Genomic DNA, 18,477 nt, shown 5'->3' with positions numbered 1-18,477 from the left:
ATGCCCCCGTTGAAGTAGGAAGTAGACATCAATCTAGCTTGTCTAGATTTGTATAGGTTCTATCAAGCGGAACTGTCGCACTTCAAGTAAAGCCCTTCAGGTAAAGCTCCGAAGCCGTTGCAACGCGAGTCAGAAATGGGCACCTGCCATCGCAATTTTCCCGTGTTTGCCTCATAGGCTTCTACTGATATTATCGATTTACCCTTGTTGGGGCCATTGTAAATATATTGATAGATTGTGGAGCCACTGAACGAAAGATTTCGGTAAAAGTCATCGATCGAACCTCCTTGTTTAACCACCGTTATAATGCTAAATTTCAGCTTGCCAGTCTCGGGTGCGTAGCCAGAAATTTTAGCAATAGGTTCGTTAGGCAGAAACAGCAGGATTGTATCACTAGTAGCAGCTAGTGAAGCCCCATTCAGATTTGCAGACGACAATGTAGGCGTAAATGCCTGATGCTGCTTGCCTGTCGTTTTCTGCCATGTCTCTACCAAAGCCCTTGAAGTACGATTATCTAACGTTTCTAATACTTGCAGCAGTGCAACTCGATCCCTGCTCACAACCAGATTAGGGTTAAATGATGAGGCTCCTTCATAAGGTTTTTGGGAGTTTACAGGTAGAGAAACACTCCACTGCATCTGTCCACTGGTGGGGTCAAGCGCAGTGAGCTTATCTGTTTTCAGCAACACCGATTTCTCAGTGACCTGAATATCTGCCCAGTCTAAGACATTACTATCAGTGTTAAACTGCCACAATTGCTTGCCTGACAAAGCGTCAAATGCTGTTACTCTAGTGATGCCTGGTACATCGTTATCTGGACTGAGGAATGGTATATAGATGCACCAATTACCGCAAGATTCTTTGCGAGAAGCTGCAAGTAAGTACACTTGACCTTTATAATTGACTATTCTTCGGATTGGTGGCAGGTCGTCAACAGAAGTAGACCACAGTACTTTTCCGCTCTGAGCATCTAACGTCACTAAGCTGGGCACTCTCTGGCTCAGGGAAAGCCAGCCTAGACCCAATGCTCCAAGACTCATGAGGATAGTTATCCAGCGCAGGCGAATCTGAGAACGCATCGGCATAGAAGTACTTTTGATTGACTCCATGATAATAGTAGCTATAGAGCGTTAGCTTATGCAAAACCTTTAGAACTGGATTTTTCGGGCAATGCGATACGAACTTAGCAGAGAGCCAAGCAGAAGCGATCGCGCCAGAACCAGTCGCAGTGGCGGAGCGAGGAGCAAAGTCAGGTCATCAACGGCCTACTCCCGGAACTCAACCTGGCAGGTTGGTAAGCGAGTGGTGGGGTATGAGGAGTGGTAGGGCAATCGCCATTCACAAGTCAGCTAAAATCTCGGCACTGGCGGTACAATATTTTTAGTTCAGGTTGCTTTGCTTTTCGTGTCTAACTACGCATTCGAGCGGAACGGATGTTTACGCGATTTGTTGTGTTTCAAAGTGTAAGGCCGTCCGCTCAATTTGGGACCGTTAGGTGTCAGTATTGTTCCTCTGATAGATCGAAGGAGGCCGATTGCCATGACACGATCGCAATTGCTACGATCGACTTTTAGATCGAAACCACCGCACAAACAACTTTTCCCCTTCAATCCAGATAAATATCAGTAAACTGCAACCAAAACAGATTCCCAATTCAAATAAACTCAAAGGATGAGTCCCAAAAAACGATCGCAATGGCGCGACATAAACTACCGCTAACTGCAATAGAATCGTCCCCAGAATCGCCCACAACAACAGTGGATTGCTAAACGGATTAATTTCGATAACGAGTTTATTCACAGAGCGTACAGCTAAAGCGTGACCCATTTGGACGATACAGAGCGTAGTAAAGACGATCGTTTTCCAGGTATCGGGATCGCCAGGATAATCGACTGAGTGGGTGCGATCGAAAGCCCATTTCATCAACCCAATTGTGACGATCGCAAATACTAATCCAATCCGAATAATATATCCACCCAAACCCCTGGCAAAAATACTTTCATTCGGTTGAAATGGTTCTCGCTGCATCACATTTGAATCCCCAGGTTCTAATGCTAGAGCCAGAGCGGGAACGCCATCCGTGACTAAATTCATCCAGAGAATTTGCAAGGGAGAAAGCGGCACACCACCCAAACCCATCAGCGGAGCGGCGGCAATGGTGAGGATTTCGCCGATATTGCTACCGAGGATGTATTTGATGAACCTCCGAATATTGGTGTAGACAATCCGCCCTTCTTCGACAGCGGCAACGATCGACGTAAAGTTATCATCTAACAACACCATATCGCTAGCTTCTTTGCTGACATCAGTACCTGTAATCCCCATTGCTACGCCAATATCTGCTTGTTTCAGTGCGGGGGCATCATTCACCCCATCCCCTGTCATGGCAACTAGTTCGCCCTGTTGTTGTAAGGCTTTGACGATGCGTAATTTATGCTCGGGGGCGACACGAGCATAGACACTGACTCGATCGATCGTTTGCCCCAACGTCACATCATCCATCTGCGCGATTTCATTGCCGCTGACAACTTGACTATCCGCTGGAGCAATGCCCAAATCGGTAGCAATCGCCCGCGCAGTGATCGGATGATCGCCTGTAATCATCATCGTGCGGATGCCAGCAGTTTTGCAGGTAGCAACAGCAGCGCGAACTTCGGGGCGTGGGGCATCGAGCATCCCGACTAAACCCACCCAAATTAACTCTGATTCTGCGCTATCTGCATCAGGAAGGTGGGAGAAATACCGATAGGCGAAACCTAAGACTCTCAATCCTTGACTGGCTAGACGGGCATTCTGGGCGCGGATGGTTTGTCGATCGATCTCAGTTAATTCGACATACCGATCTGCGATGAGGGTGTGGGTGGATCGATCGAGAATTGATTCGGGCGATCCTTTGGCGAATAATAGGTAATATGGGGACTGTTCGCAGATGACGCTCATCCGCTGTCTGTCGCTATCGAATGGATATTCTCGAACGCGAGGATAATTCTCGGCGGTTGCTTCAATTCCGGCTTTGTGAGCAAGTACGAGTAAGGCTCCCTCTGTCGGATCTCCTAAAATTTGCCACTGATCATCGATATACTGCAACACCGCATCATTGCAAAGAGCGTAGCCCCAGAGTAAACCTTTTAAAGCGGGATCTGCGAGTGGCTCAACTGATTTACCATTGAGTTGAAACTCACCATTGGGAATGTAGCCATCGCCCCCAATCTGATATTCAGCCGTTAAGGTAGCCACTTGCTGCACCACCATTTTATTCTGGGTGAGGGTGCCTGTTTTGTCAGAACAAATAATCGTCACCCCGCCGAGGGTTTCTACTGCTGGGAGCTTGCGAATCAGAGCTTGGCGTTTTACCATCCGCTGGGTACCCATTGCGAGGGTGATGGTGATGACGGCGGGTAATCCTTCGGGAACGACTGCTACAGCGACACTCAGGGATGTTTTGACTAATTCTTTTAAGGTAGTCAGATTAAAGGAGCCTCGGAGTAAGTCGGGTAACATCCCCCCGATAATCGTCAGGGCGACAATTATCAATGCGCCACCAACTAGCACATTTCCCAAGTGATTCAGCCGTTGTTGGAGTGAAGTCGGTTGATTTTTGACACCTTGTAATAGGGCGGCAATTTTACCGAGTTCGGTATTCATCCCCGTGGCGGTGACAACGGCAACGCCTCGCCCTGTGGTGATTTCAGTGCCTTGGTAAGCTAAGTTAATTCGATCGCCCAAAGGTGTCTCGGTGGCTAATTCTGTCTCGGCGGTTTTACTACTAGCGGTGGCTTCCCCTGTGAGCGCGGATTCTCGAATTTGGAGTTGTACTGATTCAAGTAGACGAGCGTCAGCGGCGAGTTGGTTGCCAGCTTCGAGATAAATTACATCTCCAGGTACTACTTCGATCCCCTCAATTTCGCTAATTTTACTGTCGCGTAATACCCTGACTTTAGGTGCAGCCATCCGTTTGAGCGCGGCTAATGCTTGTTCGGCACGGCTTTCTTGGAAATAACCTAAAAGTCCATTCAGAATGACGATCGATAGAATTGCAATTGTATCTTTGAACGGCAATCCAGTTGTCTTTCCAGCCTGGATTTCCATGAAGTCAAAGATACCTGAAACCAACGCCACAACCATCAACATCACCAACATAATATTGGTAAATTGTTCGAGTAAAATCTGCCACCATTGACGACTAGTTGCGGCTACTAATTCATTTGCGCCGAATTCTTGTTGTCGATCGATTACCTGTCGATCGGTTAAACCTTTGTTCTCGTCTGTTTCTAGCTGTACTAACGTCTGAGCAATAGTCAATGTATGCCAAGCAGCCTTCACATCCGCAACTACTGGCAGATTGCTTGTTGTTTTAGGACGAGTTGATAAGGATGATGACATAATTAAATTTCAAATATTTGCCGGATAAATTTATGTCTAAATCATCCCAATTGTGAAGGTCTGGAACCAATGATTTATTAGCTGCCAAATCGTGCCAGTGATACTAACAAAGAAAATAGTTGTCGCCGTAGTCATAGCATAGCCAAATAGGATAAATAATCCATCTGACTCTAGTAACCCGATCGCTAAAAATAAAATCGTATAAGCTGGCAACAAATTGGTAAATGGAATGGGTAATGGTAAGGACATCAATAGCGCATTCCAAGCCAGACAAATCCCAATAATTCGATATCCCCACCAACTATTACTAAATCGAGACAATCGATGCCTAGCAATTCGCTCGATTGGCTGGAGAAGACGATCTATATTCTTGAGTAACTTTTGGGATGCAGTGGGCGATAATTCTAATCTGTCGATTCGCTGCGGTAATGATGGTCGATCGTAGCCTAATGCTAGTTGACAACCCACCAGAATAATTCCACTACCCATTAATGCCGAAAATCCCGCTAAGGGGATCGGGATGGGAATCAGCATCGGGATGGTTAGCATCCCAGCGATCGTGCCAAATCCATTATTTCCGGCTTGTTTTAGTAAGGCATGAAGTGGTAAAGGTCGATCGGCATATTCGACTAATAATTGGGAAAGTGTTTGAGATAGTTTCATCTATTCTCGTTTTTCCACCACGATCGTCAGATGAGCAACCATCGCCCCAATCGATCCCACCGCAGCCAGAATCGGGAAGAAAGCCGCACTGAGGGCACCACCAACCACGCCAACAGTTAAGGGGATTTCAATTAATATATGTCCTTCTTCATTTTTAAGAATAATCCGCCGAATGTTGCCTTGATGAACGAGTTCCTTAATTTTGGCACCAAGGGCATCACCATTAATACTAAATTCTTCTACCCCAATCTTTTCTACTGTTTTTACTTCATGCTCTCCGGTTACTAATTCAGTTTGGATTGTTTCGATGTTTTCTTGAAAGTTATCATTTTGGACGTTCATGTTATTAATTGCTATCCTTAATTATGTTTACAAATCAACTAAAATCTAGAGAAAATCAGCAGCAAACTGAGCACGGGTAGTCGGTTGCTGCAACAGGGTGAACGCACTTAAATCTTATATTATTAAAAACACTTAGAAACTAGATGTAAATTTGATTCATCAAAGATGTGAAATCTATACCCGTCGATAGCTTTAGCTAATTAATTGTGTTAAGTTGATTTGGAACTAATATCATGTAAAATGAAGCTGAAGCCTAAGCATAGTATCGCAGAACACTTTGACGACATAGAAGACATTAGGATTGAACGTGGAAAAAAACATAAACTAATCGACATCATCACGATCTCCATTTGTGCTGTAGTATGTGGGGCGGACGGATGGATAGATATAGAAATGTATGGTATAGCCAGAAAAAAATGGTTAGAAAAGTTCCTAGAACTACCGAATGGAATCCCATCTCATGATACATTTGCTAGAGTATTTTCACAAATTAATCCTGATGAATTTAATAAATCATTCCTGAGTTGGATTAAAGGAATAAGTAAAATAACCGCAGGAGAAATAATTGCCTTTGATGGAAAACAATCTCGAAACTCAGGAGATGAAAAGAATGGTCAAGGTGTAATTAATACAGTCAGTGCCTGGGCTGCAAGTAATAGATTAGTATTAGGTCAAAAGAAAGTAGAAGGAAAATCTAATGAAATCACAGCACTTCCCGAACTGATTCAAATCTTGGATTTAGCAGGATGTATCGTTACCATCGACGCAATGGGATGTCAAAGAGAAATAGTCAAAAAAATCGTCGAAAAAGATGCAGATTATGTAATTGCTGTAAAAAAGAATCAACCGACCTTGTACAAACAAGTAAAGCAGCTATTTAAACAAGCAATTGAAACTCAGGGAAAAGACCTCAACCTGAGTAGCTTCAACAGTAGAGAGATGAATAGAGGTAGAGAAGAAATTCGTAATTATTTAATGATAACAGATGTTGCGGAGCAAATAGATCCACTGCAAAAATGGAAAAAGTTAACTAGTATTGGCATGGTAGAATCAGTTCGAGTTGTCGGCGGAAAGACGAGTGTAGAAACTCGTTATTTTATCAGTAGTCTAGAGAGCGATGCTCAAAAATTAGCAGAGGGAATTAGAAGTCATTGGTCGATAGAAAATTCTCTTCACTGGGTGCTTGATGTTGCTTTTAAAGAAGATGATAGTCGAATTAGGAAAGATAATGCTCCAGCTAATTTTGCGATTTTACGACATATAGCAGTTAACATAATTAGTGAAAATAAAAGTCGAAAGTTAAGTGTTAGAAGTAAGAGATTCTTGGCGACACTTGACGAAGAATATTCAACTGAACTTTTAGAAGCTATTTTGTAATTTATTTGCACTAATTAATCTCGGCTTGACTAATGAGTTGGTCGAGCTTTCTGCTACACTAAATTAAATTAATCGGATCTCATGTTTGATTTTAGTTTCAATTGGCATTGTAATAAGTGCAATTAGTTAGTAAGTACGATTGAGTTAGCTATTCTAGTTTTGATCGATCGAATTACACCCGATTTTGATGCGTTCACCCTGACGAATGAGTGAGTTGAATTTGGGCAAAATTCCTGAAACAGAGGCGTTTCCACCCGGCATCCCGCTAGAGTTGAGCAAGCAAATTTCAGTTTATCGGGTCGATGGGCCAGTATTTTTTGGCGCGGCTGAACGGTTTGTGACGTTCTTGCGAGATGAACCTGACGTAAAATACTTGGTGCTGCGGCTGCGCTATGTGCCGAACATGGACACCACTGGACTTGTCGCCCTGCAAGACATCTACCAAGATCTGCAACGGCACGATTGCCGCCTACTCCTGAGTGGCTTGCAACCCGAAGTTCAAAAGCTACTGGAGCGGACTGGCTTGATGGACAAAATCGGACGAGAGAACTGCTTTGAAACTACGGACGCTGCCATCTATTCATTAAATACGCTATGAAGCCCCCAAACCAACAGCCAGCATTAGAACGAGAGTTCAGCGAAGTATTGCAACAGTGGGAAGATTGGTCAGAAACGCCGATGTTGGTGTTGAGTTTTGCGTGGTTGGGATTGTTTATCGTCGAGCTGGTTTGGGGGCTAACTCCAATCTTAGAAGCCATTGGAACGACCATTTGGATTGCTTTTATCCTCGACTTTAGCATCAAATTCACCCTTGCTCCACGCAAACTTATCTATTTCAAACATCACTGGCTAATTGCCCTCTCACTGCTGATTCCAGCCTTGCGGATCTTTCGGATCGTGCGAGTCATTCAGCCCTTTGGATCGGTTCATGCGGTGCGAGGTTTCCAGTTATTACGCATCACGATCGGCACCAACCGAGGAATGCGCTTATTCGGTGCCAGCGTTCAGCGGCGCGGCTTTGGCTATGTGGTGGTATTTGGCTATTTAACGGCAACTTTAGCCACATTTTTTATCGACAGAGATGCCGAAATCGATGATGCAGAATTAGCGAGTGCAAAATCGATTAAAGCATTACAAGCAGAAATCACTGGATTGCGAACCGATATTCAAGGATTAGTCAGCCGAGATCTGGATTCTGCAAAGCAGACGCTACGCGATCGATGACTGAATCATATTTTTTAAATTTCATAGAGTTAAATCTGCTTTTTCACCTCTCTCAATATGAGGAGATTATGGCTCTAAAATACAAGCTAAAATCCACATTTTGATAGTTCCATATATTTTGAATTTTTAATATACTTATGGGTGCGAGACGTAGCAAGAACTGCTGCCAATAATTAAAGGTTTTTTAGAATTGTAGACGAGGGATATATTCTCTTTTTACCATAATAGTAAGGAAATAGTCAATCAGTACTAAAGCAGGAATATGGATCGACCATCGGAAGGCGATCGTGGTAGCTATTACCGAGCAAGGGGAAAAGATTGAGGAGATAGTATCGGGGGTTGAAAAACAGCTTCAGCGGGCTGGCGACCGACCACTTGAGGGTAATTATGAATCAGTTCAGGTACCTGCTGACGACCGCCGTCAACGAGATTTTACGAAACATCTGAATATTTACTATGCTGCGGTTATTACAGCTATTCGAGATGCTGAGTCTATTCTCATCTTTGGGCCAGGTGAAGCAAAGGGTGAACTAAAAGAACAACTTGAAAAAAATCACCTTGGCGGACATATTGTCGATATCGAAACAGTTGATAAGATGACGAATCCTCAGATCGCTGCAAAGGTTCGAGCGTATTTTGCCAAGGAACATTCACCAACAAATTAGATGACGATCGCGTTTGCAGCACTGGATCTCAATTCGCGATCGCTCAGACATTTTTTATGAACAAGATCATTATTATCTCATTGGTATATACGGGGGTTTTAGTAACGATGCCTTTTGAGGCAAATGCACTGAATTCACAACCATTTAGCCAGAACTTGCTTGTGAAAACAAATTTGCAAGTAGCCCAACGTCCCACTTACCAACGTGGCTATACGGTTCATTACCGTAGTCCCCGCAACCGGAAATGGACTTTAGCAGGTTTTTATGCCGAGCGTCTCGATGCTCAACGTGCTGCTCTTAGATTGCAACGGAGTGGTTTTAGAACCCAAATCAGGTCGCGTGCAGCAGCCGAACGTCGCCGGACTGGGAATCGCTAATCGCAGAGTTAAGCAAATAAGGATTCTCGTTCCGTTCGCGAAGCGTCTGCCTGCGCAGAGAGGCTACGCCAACGCGCTCAGAATGAAAGGCTGTACCAACGAACTGACTAATTTAGTTGAGGCAACAGACTTATGGTTTCTCCAGTCATTCGGCTAGAATCTACAGATCGTGATTCCATGTCTGGCTTATCCGAGCGAGATGCAATCGCCAAGCTCAAACGCGATGGCTACAATGAACTCCCCTCGGCTCAAGCTCGAAATATATTATCGATCGCGTGGGAAAGCATCCAAGATCCGATCTTTCTGCTCCTAGTTGGTGGTGGCATTATTTATTGGATTTTAGGCGACCTTCAGGAAGCATTAATTCTGCTGGGCTTCGTCGTTTTCCTGACGGCAATTAGTCTCTACCAAGAAGGCAAAACCGAACACGCTCTAGAAGCCTTGCGCGATCTTTCTAGTCCTCGTGCCTTGGTAATTCGAGATGGAAAACGTAAACGGATTGCAGGGCGAGAAGTGGTGCGGGACGATATTTTAATGTTAGCAGAAGGCGATCGAGTCCCTGCCGATGCGATCGTCATATCTTGCACCAATCTTTCCACCGACGAGTCGTTATTAACTGGCGAATCTTTACCCGTCCGCAAAGTTGCTGCTGTAGGCGATGTAGAGATGGCGCGTCCTGGGGGTGATGAATTACCGTTTGTCTACTCTGGAACCTTGGTGGTGCAGGGACAGGGGATCGTCAAGGTGCGATCGATCGGTACCCAGACAGAGATGGGCAAGATTGGCAACGCTTTACAAAAAGTGCCGCCAGAAGTGACTCCTCTGCAACGAGAAATGAATCGACTGGTGAGTCGCTTATTTGGGATTGCCTTGGCATTATGTGTGGCAATTGTCATCATTTATGGAGCCACTACAGGAGATTGGCTCAAAGGAGTCCTCGCTGGGATTACGTTAGCGATGGCAATTTTGCCGAATGAATTCCCAGTCGTCGTGACGATCTTCCTCGCCTTGGGAGCTTGGCGGATTTCTCAAAATCATGTCTTAGCACGTCGCACTTCTGCCGTCGAAACCGTCGGCTCGGCAACAGTTTTATGTGTAGATAAAACGGGGACGCTGACTCTAAATCAGATGGCTGTGCAGCAGTTATTCGCCTACAACCATCCCGAAAACCCTCAGCTTTATGATTTGGGATTACATTCACAAGTGCCACTCCCTGAAGCCGTTCACGAGTTAGTGGAGTTCTGTATTCTTGCCAGCCAACGCGATCCATTCGATCCGATGGAGAAAGCGTTTAAACAATTGGGAGATCGATCTCTTGCAAATACCGAACATTTGCACAATGATTGGATGTTGTTAAAGGCGTACCCACTCTCACCGGATTTGCTGGCAATGTCTCACGTTTGGCAATCAGCAGATGGGAAAAAATATGAAATTGCGACCAAAGGCGCACCAGAAGCAATCGCGGATCTCTGTCATTTTACGCCCCAACAGCAGCAACTTCTGGCAACCCAAGTCAGTGAAATGGCGGCTCAAGGATTGCGAGTATTGGGTGTTGCCAAAGCGTCTCTTTTAGATGCACCACCGCCATTTTTGCCACCGCATCCGATACTTACGCCCGAACATTTACCCAATAAACAACACGATTTCCCGTTTCAGTTTCTCGGCTTAGTCGGACTCTCAGATCCAGTCCGCCCAACTGTAGCAGCGGCGATTCAAGAATGTCATAACGCTGGAATTCGCGTGGTGATGATTACAGGTGACTATTCAGAAACGGCTCAATCGATCGCTCGTCAGGTGGGCTTATTGCAGACAGGAGACACGATAACTGGCGCGGAATTGGATCGCATGAGCGACACCGAACTTCAGCAGCGGATTGAAAATACCAGTATCTTTGCCCGCGCCGTTCCCGAACAAAAATTACGCATCGTGAATGCCCTCAAAGATAAGGGTGAAGTCGTTGCCATGACTGGCGATGGTGTCAATGATGCCCCTGCACTTAAAGCCGCTCAAATCGGCATTGCAATGGGGCAACACGGGACAGATGTTGCGCGTGAATCGGCGGCGTTGGTGTTGTTGGATGATGATTTTTCATCGATCGTCCAAGCGGTGAAATTAGGACGGCGAATTTTTGATAACCTCCGCAAGGCAATGTCATATCTGATCGCGATTCATATTCCGATCGCGGGGATGTCTTTGATTCCCGTATTGTTTAAACTGCCATTAGTATTACTACCGATTCACGTTGCCTTTTTACATTTAATTATCGATCCGGCTTGTTCGATTGTCCTGGAAGCCGAACCTGCTGAAGCAAATGTAATGAAGCGTCCACCTCGCAATCCCAAAGAACCATTATTCGGCAAGAAAACTTTGGGTTTAGCACTACTGCAAGGGGGCGGAATCTTAGTAATTATTCTGACAGTGTTTGCAATTGCTACCTACCGCCAGCAAGGTGAATTAGATATCCGTGCATTGACATTTACAACGTTGATTATAGCAAATTTAGGACTAATTTTGAGCGAAAGTTCGACCTCTCGCCTGAGTCTGAAAATACTCAAGTCACCGAATCCGGCTCTGTGGTGGGTAATTGGTGGCGGAGTGTTTTTTATGGCGATCGTCCTGTATATTCCGTTCTTGCGGGAATTGTTTAGCTTTTCCTTTTTACACCCGATCGATCTAGCTATTTGTTTAGGTAGTGGATTAATTAGCTTACTCTGGTTTGAATTATTAAAGCAAACTAAAAGCCGAAATATTTAGTAGATTAATATAGTTTATTAACACCTACTCTATAGTTACTGTGTTCAGGCTGACAATAGTGATTTATTTTCATTTTGATTGACCACTTAAAGCGGCAAATTGAAGTAGTTTATCCCAATCATCCATGTTGTACAGAGCCAGAGAGCCATGTTTAATAATCCTCACAAGTTCCTCAACTTATTGCTCTAGACTCTAAAATAATGTACTAATAAATCTCGTATTACTAAATTTAAAACAGGAGATAGATCGTGAACACAATCAAAATTGAAATTCTTGGGACAGGCTGCAAAAAGTGCCAGCATTTAGAGGCAAACGCGAAAGAAGCTGTAGCAAATCTCAATTTAACAGCCGAAGTTTTACATATTACCGACCCTGTTGAAATTGCCATGCGTGGTGTGATGTCTACACCCGCACTAATAATTAATGGCAAAGTCGTTAGCAAAGGTCAAGTCATCAGTCCAGAACAAATCCAACCCCTATTGCAGACTTAAGGGAGATAAATTGATGTTCGATCCATTTTATCCGTTCGATTGGCTGGCAACTCAGATTGTTACTCAACTCTTTGGATTGCCACTTGGATCGCATTTAGGATCGAGTCTGCACTTCTTTCTTTACGATGTGCCAAAAGTTTTGACATTACTAATTGTCATTAGCTTTTTGGTTGGAACATTTCAGAGCTTTTTAGAACCAGAGCGCGTTCGCTCATTGCTAGAAGGAAAACGCACTTTTATAGGAAATGTTTTGGCGGCAATGGTCGGAATTGTCACACCTTTTTGTTCTTGCTCTGCGGTGCCTTTATTTATCGGCTTTTTGGAAGCAGGTGTTCCTTTAGGTGTGACCTTTTCTTATCTAATGTCAGCCCCAATGGTAAACGAGGTTGCCGTAATTCTATTGTGGGGACTATTTGGGTTAAAAGTAACGCTGATCTATATCGGCTTTGGTGTGGGTTTAGCGATCGCGGCAGGATACATTATCGGGCTACTAAAATTAGAGAAATGGGTAGAACCGTTTGTATGGGAACTGCAAAAATCTCGCCAATTAATGACTCCAGACGACGAGGATAATTTAAAACCAGTATCCCTAACTTGGAAACAAAGATTCGAGCAAGGAAGATATCAATCGAGTGAAATTGTCCGATCTGTATGGCTATATGTGGTGGGTGGAATCGCAATCGGAGCCGGAATTCATGGCTATGTGCCGACAGATTTTATCATTAAATATGCAGGTGCAAATAATCCATTTGCAGTACCAATTGCGGTAATTTTAGGCGTACCGCTTTATGCAAACATTGCGGGAGTCATGCCAATTACCGAAGCTTTAGTAAATAAAGGAATGCCGATGGGTACAGTTTTAGCTTTCACAATGGCAGTAACAGCACTATCGCTGCCGGAAATGGTAATTCTCAAAAAGGTACTACGTCCTCAACTATTAGCCACATTCATTGGGTTAATGACTATGGGCATTATCAGCATTGGCTATATATTCAACGCCATAATTATATGATAATCAAAAAACTAATTCAGACTATATTACTAGGATTCGCGCTGTGGTTTTGTGGATCGATCGATCCTAGCCAAAATTCAATTTTAGCGGCAACTCTCACAGAAACCACATCGATATCTCAATCAAAGATATCAAATTCACCTAAACCACTCAATCTGGAATTGCAAGTCGATTAGGCAGAGCCTACGCTTCGCGAACGATTTCTGATGTCGATGCCAGCAGGCTATTACACGATCGCCAGTGTCGAAAAGCTCAAAAGCCAGTTAGATAACTCTCAAACCTTATTAGTGGATGTGCGAGAAGCCTCTGAGTATCGAGCTGGGCATATCCCTAATGCAATAAATATTCCACTCCAAACTTTGGCTCGAAATTTAAGTAAAATTCCAACCGATCGCTCCGTAGTTCTGTACTGTTCTTCCGGCTATCGATCGGGCATGGGAGTGATGACGCTGCATCTATTTAACTACGATAACGTGCAAGGGTTTCCCCCTAGCTTTCTAGGCTGGAAAGCTAGGGGGAATTAGTTGTTAAACAATAAGGTAACTACTAGATTTACTGTCAAAAAAATTAACTTTAATGAGAAATTTTATAATGAATTTTATCTACTCGAACACGTCTAAAATTCGTCCGATTCGCTGGCTACTAGCCGCCTCAATCTGCCTTTTGTTGGTGATTTTCAGTCCCCTAACCGCCTTTGCTACTGTAACCCAAATTGAAGAAGCTCCAGGACAGATGCTCTACCAGTCCCGCCAAAACCTGCGCGATCGCACCGGAAAGTCTTGGCAGGTAGTCGCCTTCAAGCGTGTCCGTCCCGACGGTAGTGAGATGGTTTCCCTGCGACTGGTGGGCTTTCTGGGTGCGGTGGAATTAGACCACACTCAACCTCTAACCCTGACTACATCAATGGGGCAAACTTTGACCGCAAAAGATGTTACTAACGAAATTTCTCAGGGCGCAACCGCTTTAGCAAACGTTGGTGAATATGACATTCAGCCTGTGCTACCACAGTTGCAATCTGAAATTCCGCTGGAGCTAACTTTACCGATGCTCACTGGCGGAGCCATTGAGTTACAAATCCCATCGATCGCGATTCAAGAGTGGCAAACAATCGCAGATCGTTAAATTAATGAACGGTTGAGCAACTAAATCGAGAACCTTAATTCAGGAAAACTCATGCTTTACATGTCGTTGATTTATGTATTTTTATTAGTTGGCCCTGCGATCGCCGCAATCGCATTTTTCCGACGACTTTCGACCCGCTGGCACTGGTTTTTGCTGAGTGTTTGCGTCTTCTATGGAATTTCGCCGTTGCTCGTGACTTGGGGCGCATTTGGTTTGGCTAAACAATTCGGTTGTTCGGCGGAAGCTGTCCGCTTTCGTTGTCCCGATCCGGTTTGGCTAGGAGACGCTATTTCTGGGTTGGTAATGTCGCACTGGCTGGCGATTTTTGCTATTCCATCGGCGGTTGTAGGGGCGATTGGGCTGCTGCTTTCCTGGATTTTAAACCATCAGAGATCGCGAACCTCAGCAGGCATTTCAGAGCAACCTCCGGCTACTTTTTACCGAAGTCGTCGCCACAAAGTCATTGCAGGCGTATGTTCAGCCCTCGCTCAACGCTGGCATCAGTCCCTACCATTGATACGGATTGTCGCAGTTGTGTTAGCGATCGTCACCCCTGGATTTATTTTTCTGTACTTGTGGTGTTGGTTGGCATTCCCCATTGAGCCGCGATCGCCACAGCAACCTATAGGAGCACAATCATGAATCGACGCGACGAACATAAAATTTCCCACCACTCCAAAAACACCTTTGCGGGACAGTTAGTTTGTCCCCATTGCCATCCTCTGGAGAATCGTAATAGAGGTCATTCCATGAGTAAAGTATTCTTCCCTTTGCGACGTTTATCCCACCGCAAATCGCTGTTATATGGTTTGATCGCGGTCTTATTGGCCTTATTCACAGGTTGTGTTTTCAATCTGGGTGGCAGTGGCGTTCGGGGGTCAGGCATTATTAAAACCGAGTCCCGATCGGTGAGTGGATTTTCATCGATCGCCTTTAACTCCGAGGGCAAAGTCACGGTGCAGCAGACTGGAAAAGAGTCCCTCACCATTAACGCTGAAGATAATCTGCTGCCGCTGCTGGAGAGTCGTGTGACTGACCGTATCCTGTCGTTGGCGAAGCCTACCGGAGGTAATCGGCACGGTAAATAATACCGACATCAACCCAACGAAGCCCATTGAGTTTGTTATAGAAGTCAAAAGTTTAGAGGGTTTTAAGATGACCGGAGTTGGCCATATTGAAGCAAAGAATATCCAAGCCAAACACATGACGATCGCGCTGACTGGCGTGGGCGGTATGACAATCGAAGGTGCGGCTGATTCGCTCGATCTTAACCTTGAAGGAGTTGGCGGCTACCAAGGTGAACGCTTTAAAACAAAGCAAGCAATTGTGTACAGCGAAGGCGTGGGTAGTGCTGTGCTAAATGTGAGCGATCGGTTGGACGTATCGGTGTCAGGAGTCGGATCGGTCGAGTATATCGGTTCTCCCAAAGTCCAGAAATCAGGAAAGGGGCTGGGTCAGGTCAAACAGCGAACGATCGCACCGAATTAAAGGAGACGCATCGTGAATAATCTTAGCCATCGCCAGAATCACAAGCAACAACCACGAGTAAAGACGATCGCCCTCATCTTGCTGAGAATTCTAGTCGCCATCGCCATCGCGCTAGTAATTTTTCCAGTCTTGCTATTACCCAGTACCACCACTGTTCCCCCATCGATTCAAATTCTATTCGCAATGGCAGAGATCGCTTGGCTGGTGACGATTTCTCGGTTTGGCTTTACAGTACCTATTGTTCTGATTGAGGTTGCAGGCTTTGTGGCGATTACCCTCCTGGCTATTTTCGCCTCACAAATATTCGCATCCACACCACCCATTCTCGATGCCAAAGGTCAGGCTATCCCAAATAGCATTGCGGTCATGGAAAAGGTCAAGCTCGGTGGTGCTGAAGAATGGATGACGATTCGTGGTAAAGATTCGCGCAATCCCGTACTCCTCTTTCTCGCTGTTGGCCCTGGTGGAACCCAACTCGTAACTGCGCGACGGGCACTCACGAGGCTGGAAGATCGCTTTGTCGTTGTCAATTGGGATCAACCAGGCGCGGGGAAATCCTTCGATGCGATCGATCGTTCTAAGTTGACACCCGATCGATACATCACCGATGCCCACGAATTGGTTTTGAACCTACGACAACGTTTTGGTAAAGAAAAGGTCTATGTATTGGGGGAGTCGTGGGGGAGTGCCCTTGGCATCATGGTGGTGCAACGTTACCCAGAATTATTTCAGGCGTTTATCGGCACGGGGCAAATGGTCGCGTTTCTGGAAAACGATCGGATTTGCTATGATTTTGCGCTGCGTTTGGCACAGGAACGAGGCGACACGAAACAAGTGGAAAAACTCAAACAACAAGGCCCACCACCTTATTACGGTAAGGATGTCTTGTGGAAGAGTGCGGCTTACCTTTCAGAGACATTCGATTATATGAATAAGAATCCAGCGATCGCAAATTCGGGGTTCAATACTTTCCAAGACCTTGCTGGTTCCGAGTACGGACTGTATGACAAGCTAAATTTCGTCCGAGGGCTGCTGGACACGTTCGGCGTGGTCTACCCGCAACTATGGGATGTAGACTTTCGCAAACAAGCGAAACGCCTCGAAGTACCCGTCTACTTTCTGATTGGTCGCTACGATGTAAACGCACCGCCGAAGCTGACCGAGGAGTATTTCAATCTCTTGACTGCACCGCGCAAAGAATTAATTTGGTTTGAAAATTCAGGTCATAATCCCTGGATGAATGAGACAGAAAAGTTCGTCGATACGTTGGCGTAGCCTCTCTGAAAGAGAATCGTGAACAAGATTTTGAATCCAGTGAGTATGTAGAGAAATAATGATGAAAATTACTACAACCGACATCATTAAAAATGGTGTTTGGCTGACATTTCCACCCCTGCTCTTTAGTCTAAGCCTGATGACATTTCTCCCAAATACCTTGACACCTGCCCAATTCAATGAAGGTATCCCAGATGTATTAGTAAATATCGAAAGCATTGGGCGAACTTTTGTATTTGCGATGCCCGCATTTTTTTCGATTGGCATATCCACCACAACTCAAAAACGAGGGTTAGCTTTGTATTTGGCGGGGGTAATACTTTACTATCTGTCCTACGGGACTCAGAATTTTTTCCCCAGCAGTGATTGGAGTACCAGCACGCTCGGTTTTGCAGCTTCAGCTTACACAAATGTATTTTGGACGATCGGGCTAGGCTTGCTCGGTGAAAAATTCTACTTCACAAAACGTTTACACTATCGGCCAATTTTTTATATTGTGCCAGCGGTTATTTTTGCGATCTCTCACACCATACATGCAGTCATCTATCATCAACAGAGTTTTAATTAAATGCAATTATTCACTCTTGTCACTATTTTCGTAATTTTTATCCTGCTCTTCTATCTTAAAATCTTGCGCCCCTGGCAACTTCGCTGGGGCGCGACAGATGATGAAGTCAACTGCGCGATGTCTGGTGATGATATCGTTCAAAAGCCTAATTTCGTTGCTACCAGAGCGGTATCGATTCTCATTCTGAGAGGCTCCGCCAACGAAGCTCCACCAACTGAAGTATGGAAATGGATAATTCAAATTGGTTCTGGAAGGGCAGGCTTTTATAGTATCGATCTCATCGACAATGCCAACGTGCCGAGTTCGAGAGACATCATCCCAAAATATCAAAGAATCGAACAAGATTACTTTATTCCATTTACTCCTAACCAAAAGAACGGAATGTGGGTGAAAGATTATCGAGAACCGGAGTATATCTTATGGTGGGATAGAAAAGGAAATGGAACATGGGGTTGGTTCTTACAGCAAACCGGAGCTGGTAATACTAGGCTAATAACTAGTAGTCCACGGCATAAATAACCCAACCATTCTTAAAGTAGGAGATCGGATAAAACAAGCCGCTCATGATACTAGGGTTATTTATGCCGCCCAGTACTAGATTAAGAACAAAATATGATTTTAGCTTTCCCTGGATTATTTATTACATTCTCTATGATGTTGGAGACATTATTATGATGAGAAAATGTATGTTGGGCATCAAAGAAAGAGCCGAAAATCATATTAGAAACCCTATCTT

General features: G+C 44.8%; 19 protein-coding genes and 1 pseudogene. 15 read left to right on the top strand and 5 right to left on the bottom strand.

What is annotated here, in order from left to right:
* Nucleotides 1-62: 62 nt before the first annotated feature.
* From CHA6605_RS05695 to CHA6605_RS05680, 4 genes are all read right to left on the bottom strand, one after another.
* Complete coding sequence (locus tag CHA6605_RS05695) at nucleotides 63-1,109, bottom strand: outer membrane protein assembly factor BamB family protein (RefSeq protein ID WP_015158568.1); 1,047 nt, start codon at nucleotides 1,107-1,109, stop codon at nucleotides 63-65.
* Between the two features lie 448 nt (nucleotides 1,110-1,557).
* Nucleotides 1,558-4,383: a cation-translocating P-type ATPase gene (locus CHA6605_RS05690; RefSeq protein WP_015158567.1), complete on the bottom strand. Its 2,826-nt coding sequence runs from the start codon at nucleotides 4,381-4,383 to the stop codon at nucleotides 1,558-1,560.
* 36 nt (nucleotides 4,384-4,419) lie between these two features.
* Nucleotides 4,420-5,046, bottom strand: a complete 627-nt coding sequence (locus tag CHA6605_RS05685) for an exopolysaccharide biosynthesis protein (protein WP_015158566.1) — start codon at nucleotides 5,044-5,046, stop codon at nucleotides 4,420-4,422.
* On the bottom strand, nucleotides 5,047-5,388 hold the full coding sequence (locus CHA6605_RS05680) for a DUF4342 domain-containing protein (RefSeq protein WP_015158565.1): 342 nt from the start codon (nucleotides 5,386-5,388) through the stop codon (nucleotides 5,047-5,049).
* A 240-nt stretch (nucleotides 5,389-5,628) separates the two neighbouring features.
* Here CHA6605_RS05680 and CHA6605_RS05675 point away from each other — a divergent pair, with 240 nt between their 5' ends.
* The 11 genes and pseudogenes from CHA6605_RS05675 (at nucleotide 5,629) to CHA6605_RS31350 (ending at nucleotide 15,052) form a co-directional block, all read left to right on the top strand.
* Nucleotides 5,629-6,765 carry an ISAs1 family transposase gene (locus CHA6605_RS05675; RefSeq protein WP_015157748.1) on the top strand — a complete coding sequence of 379 codons (1,137 nt, stop codon included), beginning with the start codon at nucleotides 5,629-5,631 and terminating at the stop codon, nucleotides 6,763-6,765.
* A 202-nt stretch (nucleotides 6,766-6,967) separates the two neighbouring features.
* Nucleotides 6,968-7,363 (top strand): annotated as a pseudogene (locus tag CHA6605_RS05670) (sodium-independent anion transporter); the annotation flags it as partial.
* Nucleotides 7,360-7,989: a hypothetical protein gene (locus tag CHA6605_RS05665; protein ID WP_015158564.1), complete on the top strand. Its 630-nt coding sequence runs from the start codon at nucleotides 7,360-7,362 to the stop codon at nucleotides 7,987-7,989. The pseudogene CHA6605_RS05670 and the gene CHA6605_RS05665, both read left to right, overlap by 4 nt.
* 287 nt (nucleotides 7,990-8,276) lie before the next feature.
* Nucleotides 8,277-8,654: a hypothetical protein gene (locus tag CHA6605_RS05660; protein ID WP_015158563.1), complete on the top strand. Its 378-nt coding sequence runs from the start codon at nucleotides 8,277-8,279 to the stop codon at nucleotides 8,652-8,654.
* A gap of 56 nt (nucleotides 8,655-8,710) precedes the next feature.
* A complete protein-coding gene (locus CHA6605_RS05655) occupies nucleotides 8,711-9,031 on the top strand; it encodes a hypothetical protein (RefSeq protein ID WP_015158562.1) in 321 nt (106 codons plus the stop codon).
* A gap of 132 nt (nucleotides 9,032-9,163) precedes the next feature.
* Nucleotides 9,164-11,785, top strand: coding sequence for a cation-translocating P-type ATPase (locus CHA6605_RS05650; protein WP_015158561.1), 2,622 nt, complete (start codon nucleotides 9,164-9,166; stop codon nucleotides 11,783-11,785).
* Nucleotides 11,786-12,033: 248 nt separating this feature from the next.
* Complete coding sequence (locus tag CHA6605_RS05645; RefSeq protein WP_015158560.1) at nucleotides 12,034-12,276, top strand: thioredoxin family protein; 243 nt, start codon at nucleotides 12,034-12,036, stop codon at nucleotides 12,274-12,276.
* A 13-nt stretch (nucleotides 12,277-12,289) separates the two neighbouring features.
* A complete protein-coding gene (locus tag CHA6605_RS05640) occupies nucleotides 12,290-13,288 on the top strand; it encodes a permease (protein ID WP_015158559.1) in 999 nt (332 codons plus the stop codon).
* A gap of 206 nt (nucleotides 13,289-13,494) precedes the next feature.
* Nucleotides 13,495-13,812, top strand: a complete 318-nt coding sequence (locus CHA6605_RS35485) for a rhodanese-like domain-containing protein (RefSeq protein WP_232432197.1) — start codon at nucleotides 13,495-13,497, stop codon at nucleotides 13,810-13,812.
* Between the two features lie 67 nt (nucleotides 13,813-13,879).
* The gene (locus CHA6605_RS05630) at nucleotides 13,880-14,410 is read left to right on the top strand and encodes a DUF3122 domain-containing protein (RefSeq protein WP_015158558.1); all 531 of its coding nucleotides are present in this window, start codon (nucleotides 13,880-13,882) and stop codon (nucleotides 14,408-14,410) included.
* A 51-nt stretch (nucleotides 14,411-14,461) separates the two neighbouring features.
* Nucleotides 14,462-15,052, top strand: a complete 591-nt coding sequence (locus tag CHA6605_RS31350) for a PspC domain-containing protein (protein WP_015158557.1) — start codon at nucleotides 14,462-14,464, stop codon at nucleotides 15,050-15,052.
* 278 nt (nucleotides 15,053-15,330) lie between these two features.
* Here CHA6605_RS31350 and CHA6605_RS34960 read toward each other — a convergent pair whose 3' ends face one another.
* Nucleotides 15,331-15,546 (bottom strand): hypothetical protein, encoded by a 216-nt coding sequence (locus CHA6605_RS34960; RefSeq protein WP_198288440.1) that lies wholly within the window; start codon nucleotides 15,544-15,546, stop codon nucleotides 15,331-15,333.
* Nucleotides 15,547-15,565: 19 nt separating this feature from the next.
* Between CHA6605_RS34960 and CHA6605_RS34955 the strand changes: the two genes are divergently transcribed.
* Genes CHA6605_RS34955 through CHA6605_RS31345 form a run of 4 tightly spaced genes read left to right on the top strand, consistent with a single transcriptional unit; the run spans nucleotide 15,566 to nucleotide 18,260 of the window.
* Nucleotides 15,566-15,898 carry a GIN domain-containing protein gene (locus tag CHA6605_RS34955; protein WP_198288439.1) on the top strand — a complete coding sequence of 111 codons (333 nt, stop codon included), beginning with the start codon at nucleotides 15,566-15,568 and terminating at the stop codon, nucleotides 15,896-15,898.
* A 12-nt stretch (nucleotides 15,899-15,910) separates the two neighbouring features.
* Nucleotides 15,911-17,173, top strand: coding sequence for an alpha/beta fold hydrolase (locus CHA6605_RS05615; protein ID WP_015158556.1), 1,263 nt, complete (start codon nucleotides 15,911-15,913; stop codon nucleotides 17,171-17,173).
* Nucleotides 17,174-17,231: 58 nt separating this feature from the next.
* Nucleotides 17,232-17,741: a hypothetical protein gene (locus CHA6605_RS05610; RefSeq protein WP_015158555.1), complete on the top strand. Its 510-nt coding sequence runs from the start codon at nucleotides 17,232-17,234 to the stop codon at nucleotides 17,739-17,741.
* Nucleotides 17,742-18,260, top strand: coding sequence for a hypothetical protein (locus CHA6605_RS31345; RefSeq protein ID WP_015158554.1), 519 nt, complete (start codon nucleotides 17,742-17,744; stop codon nucleotides 18,258-18,260).
* Nucleotides 18,261-18,477: the final 217 nt, after the last annotated feature.

This window comes from Chamaesiphon minutus PCC 6605, from assembly GCF_000317145.1.
Taxonomy (GTDB): domain Bacteria; phylum Cyanobacteriota; class Cyanobacteriia; order Cyanobacteriales; family Chamaesiphonaceae; genus Chamaesiphon; species Chamaesiphon minutus.
The sequence above is the reverse complement of the archived record's forward strand: the minus strand, read 5'-3'. Positions and strand labels throughout refer to the sequence as shown.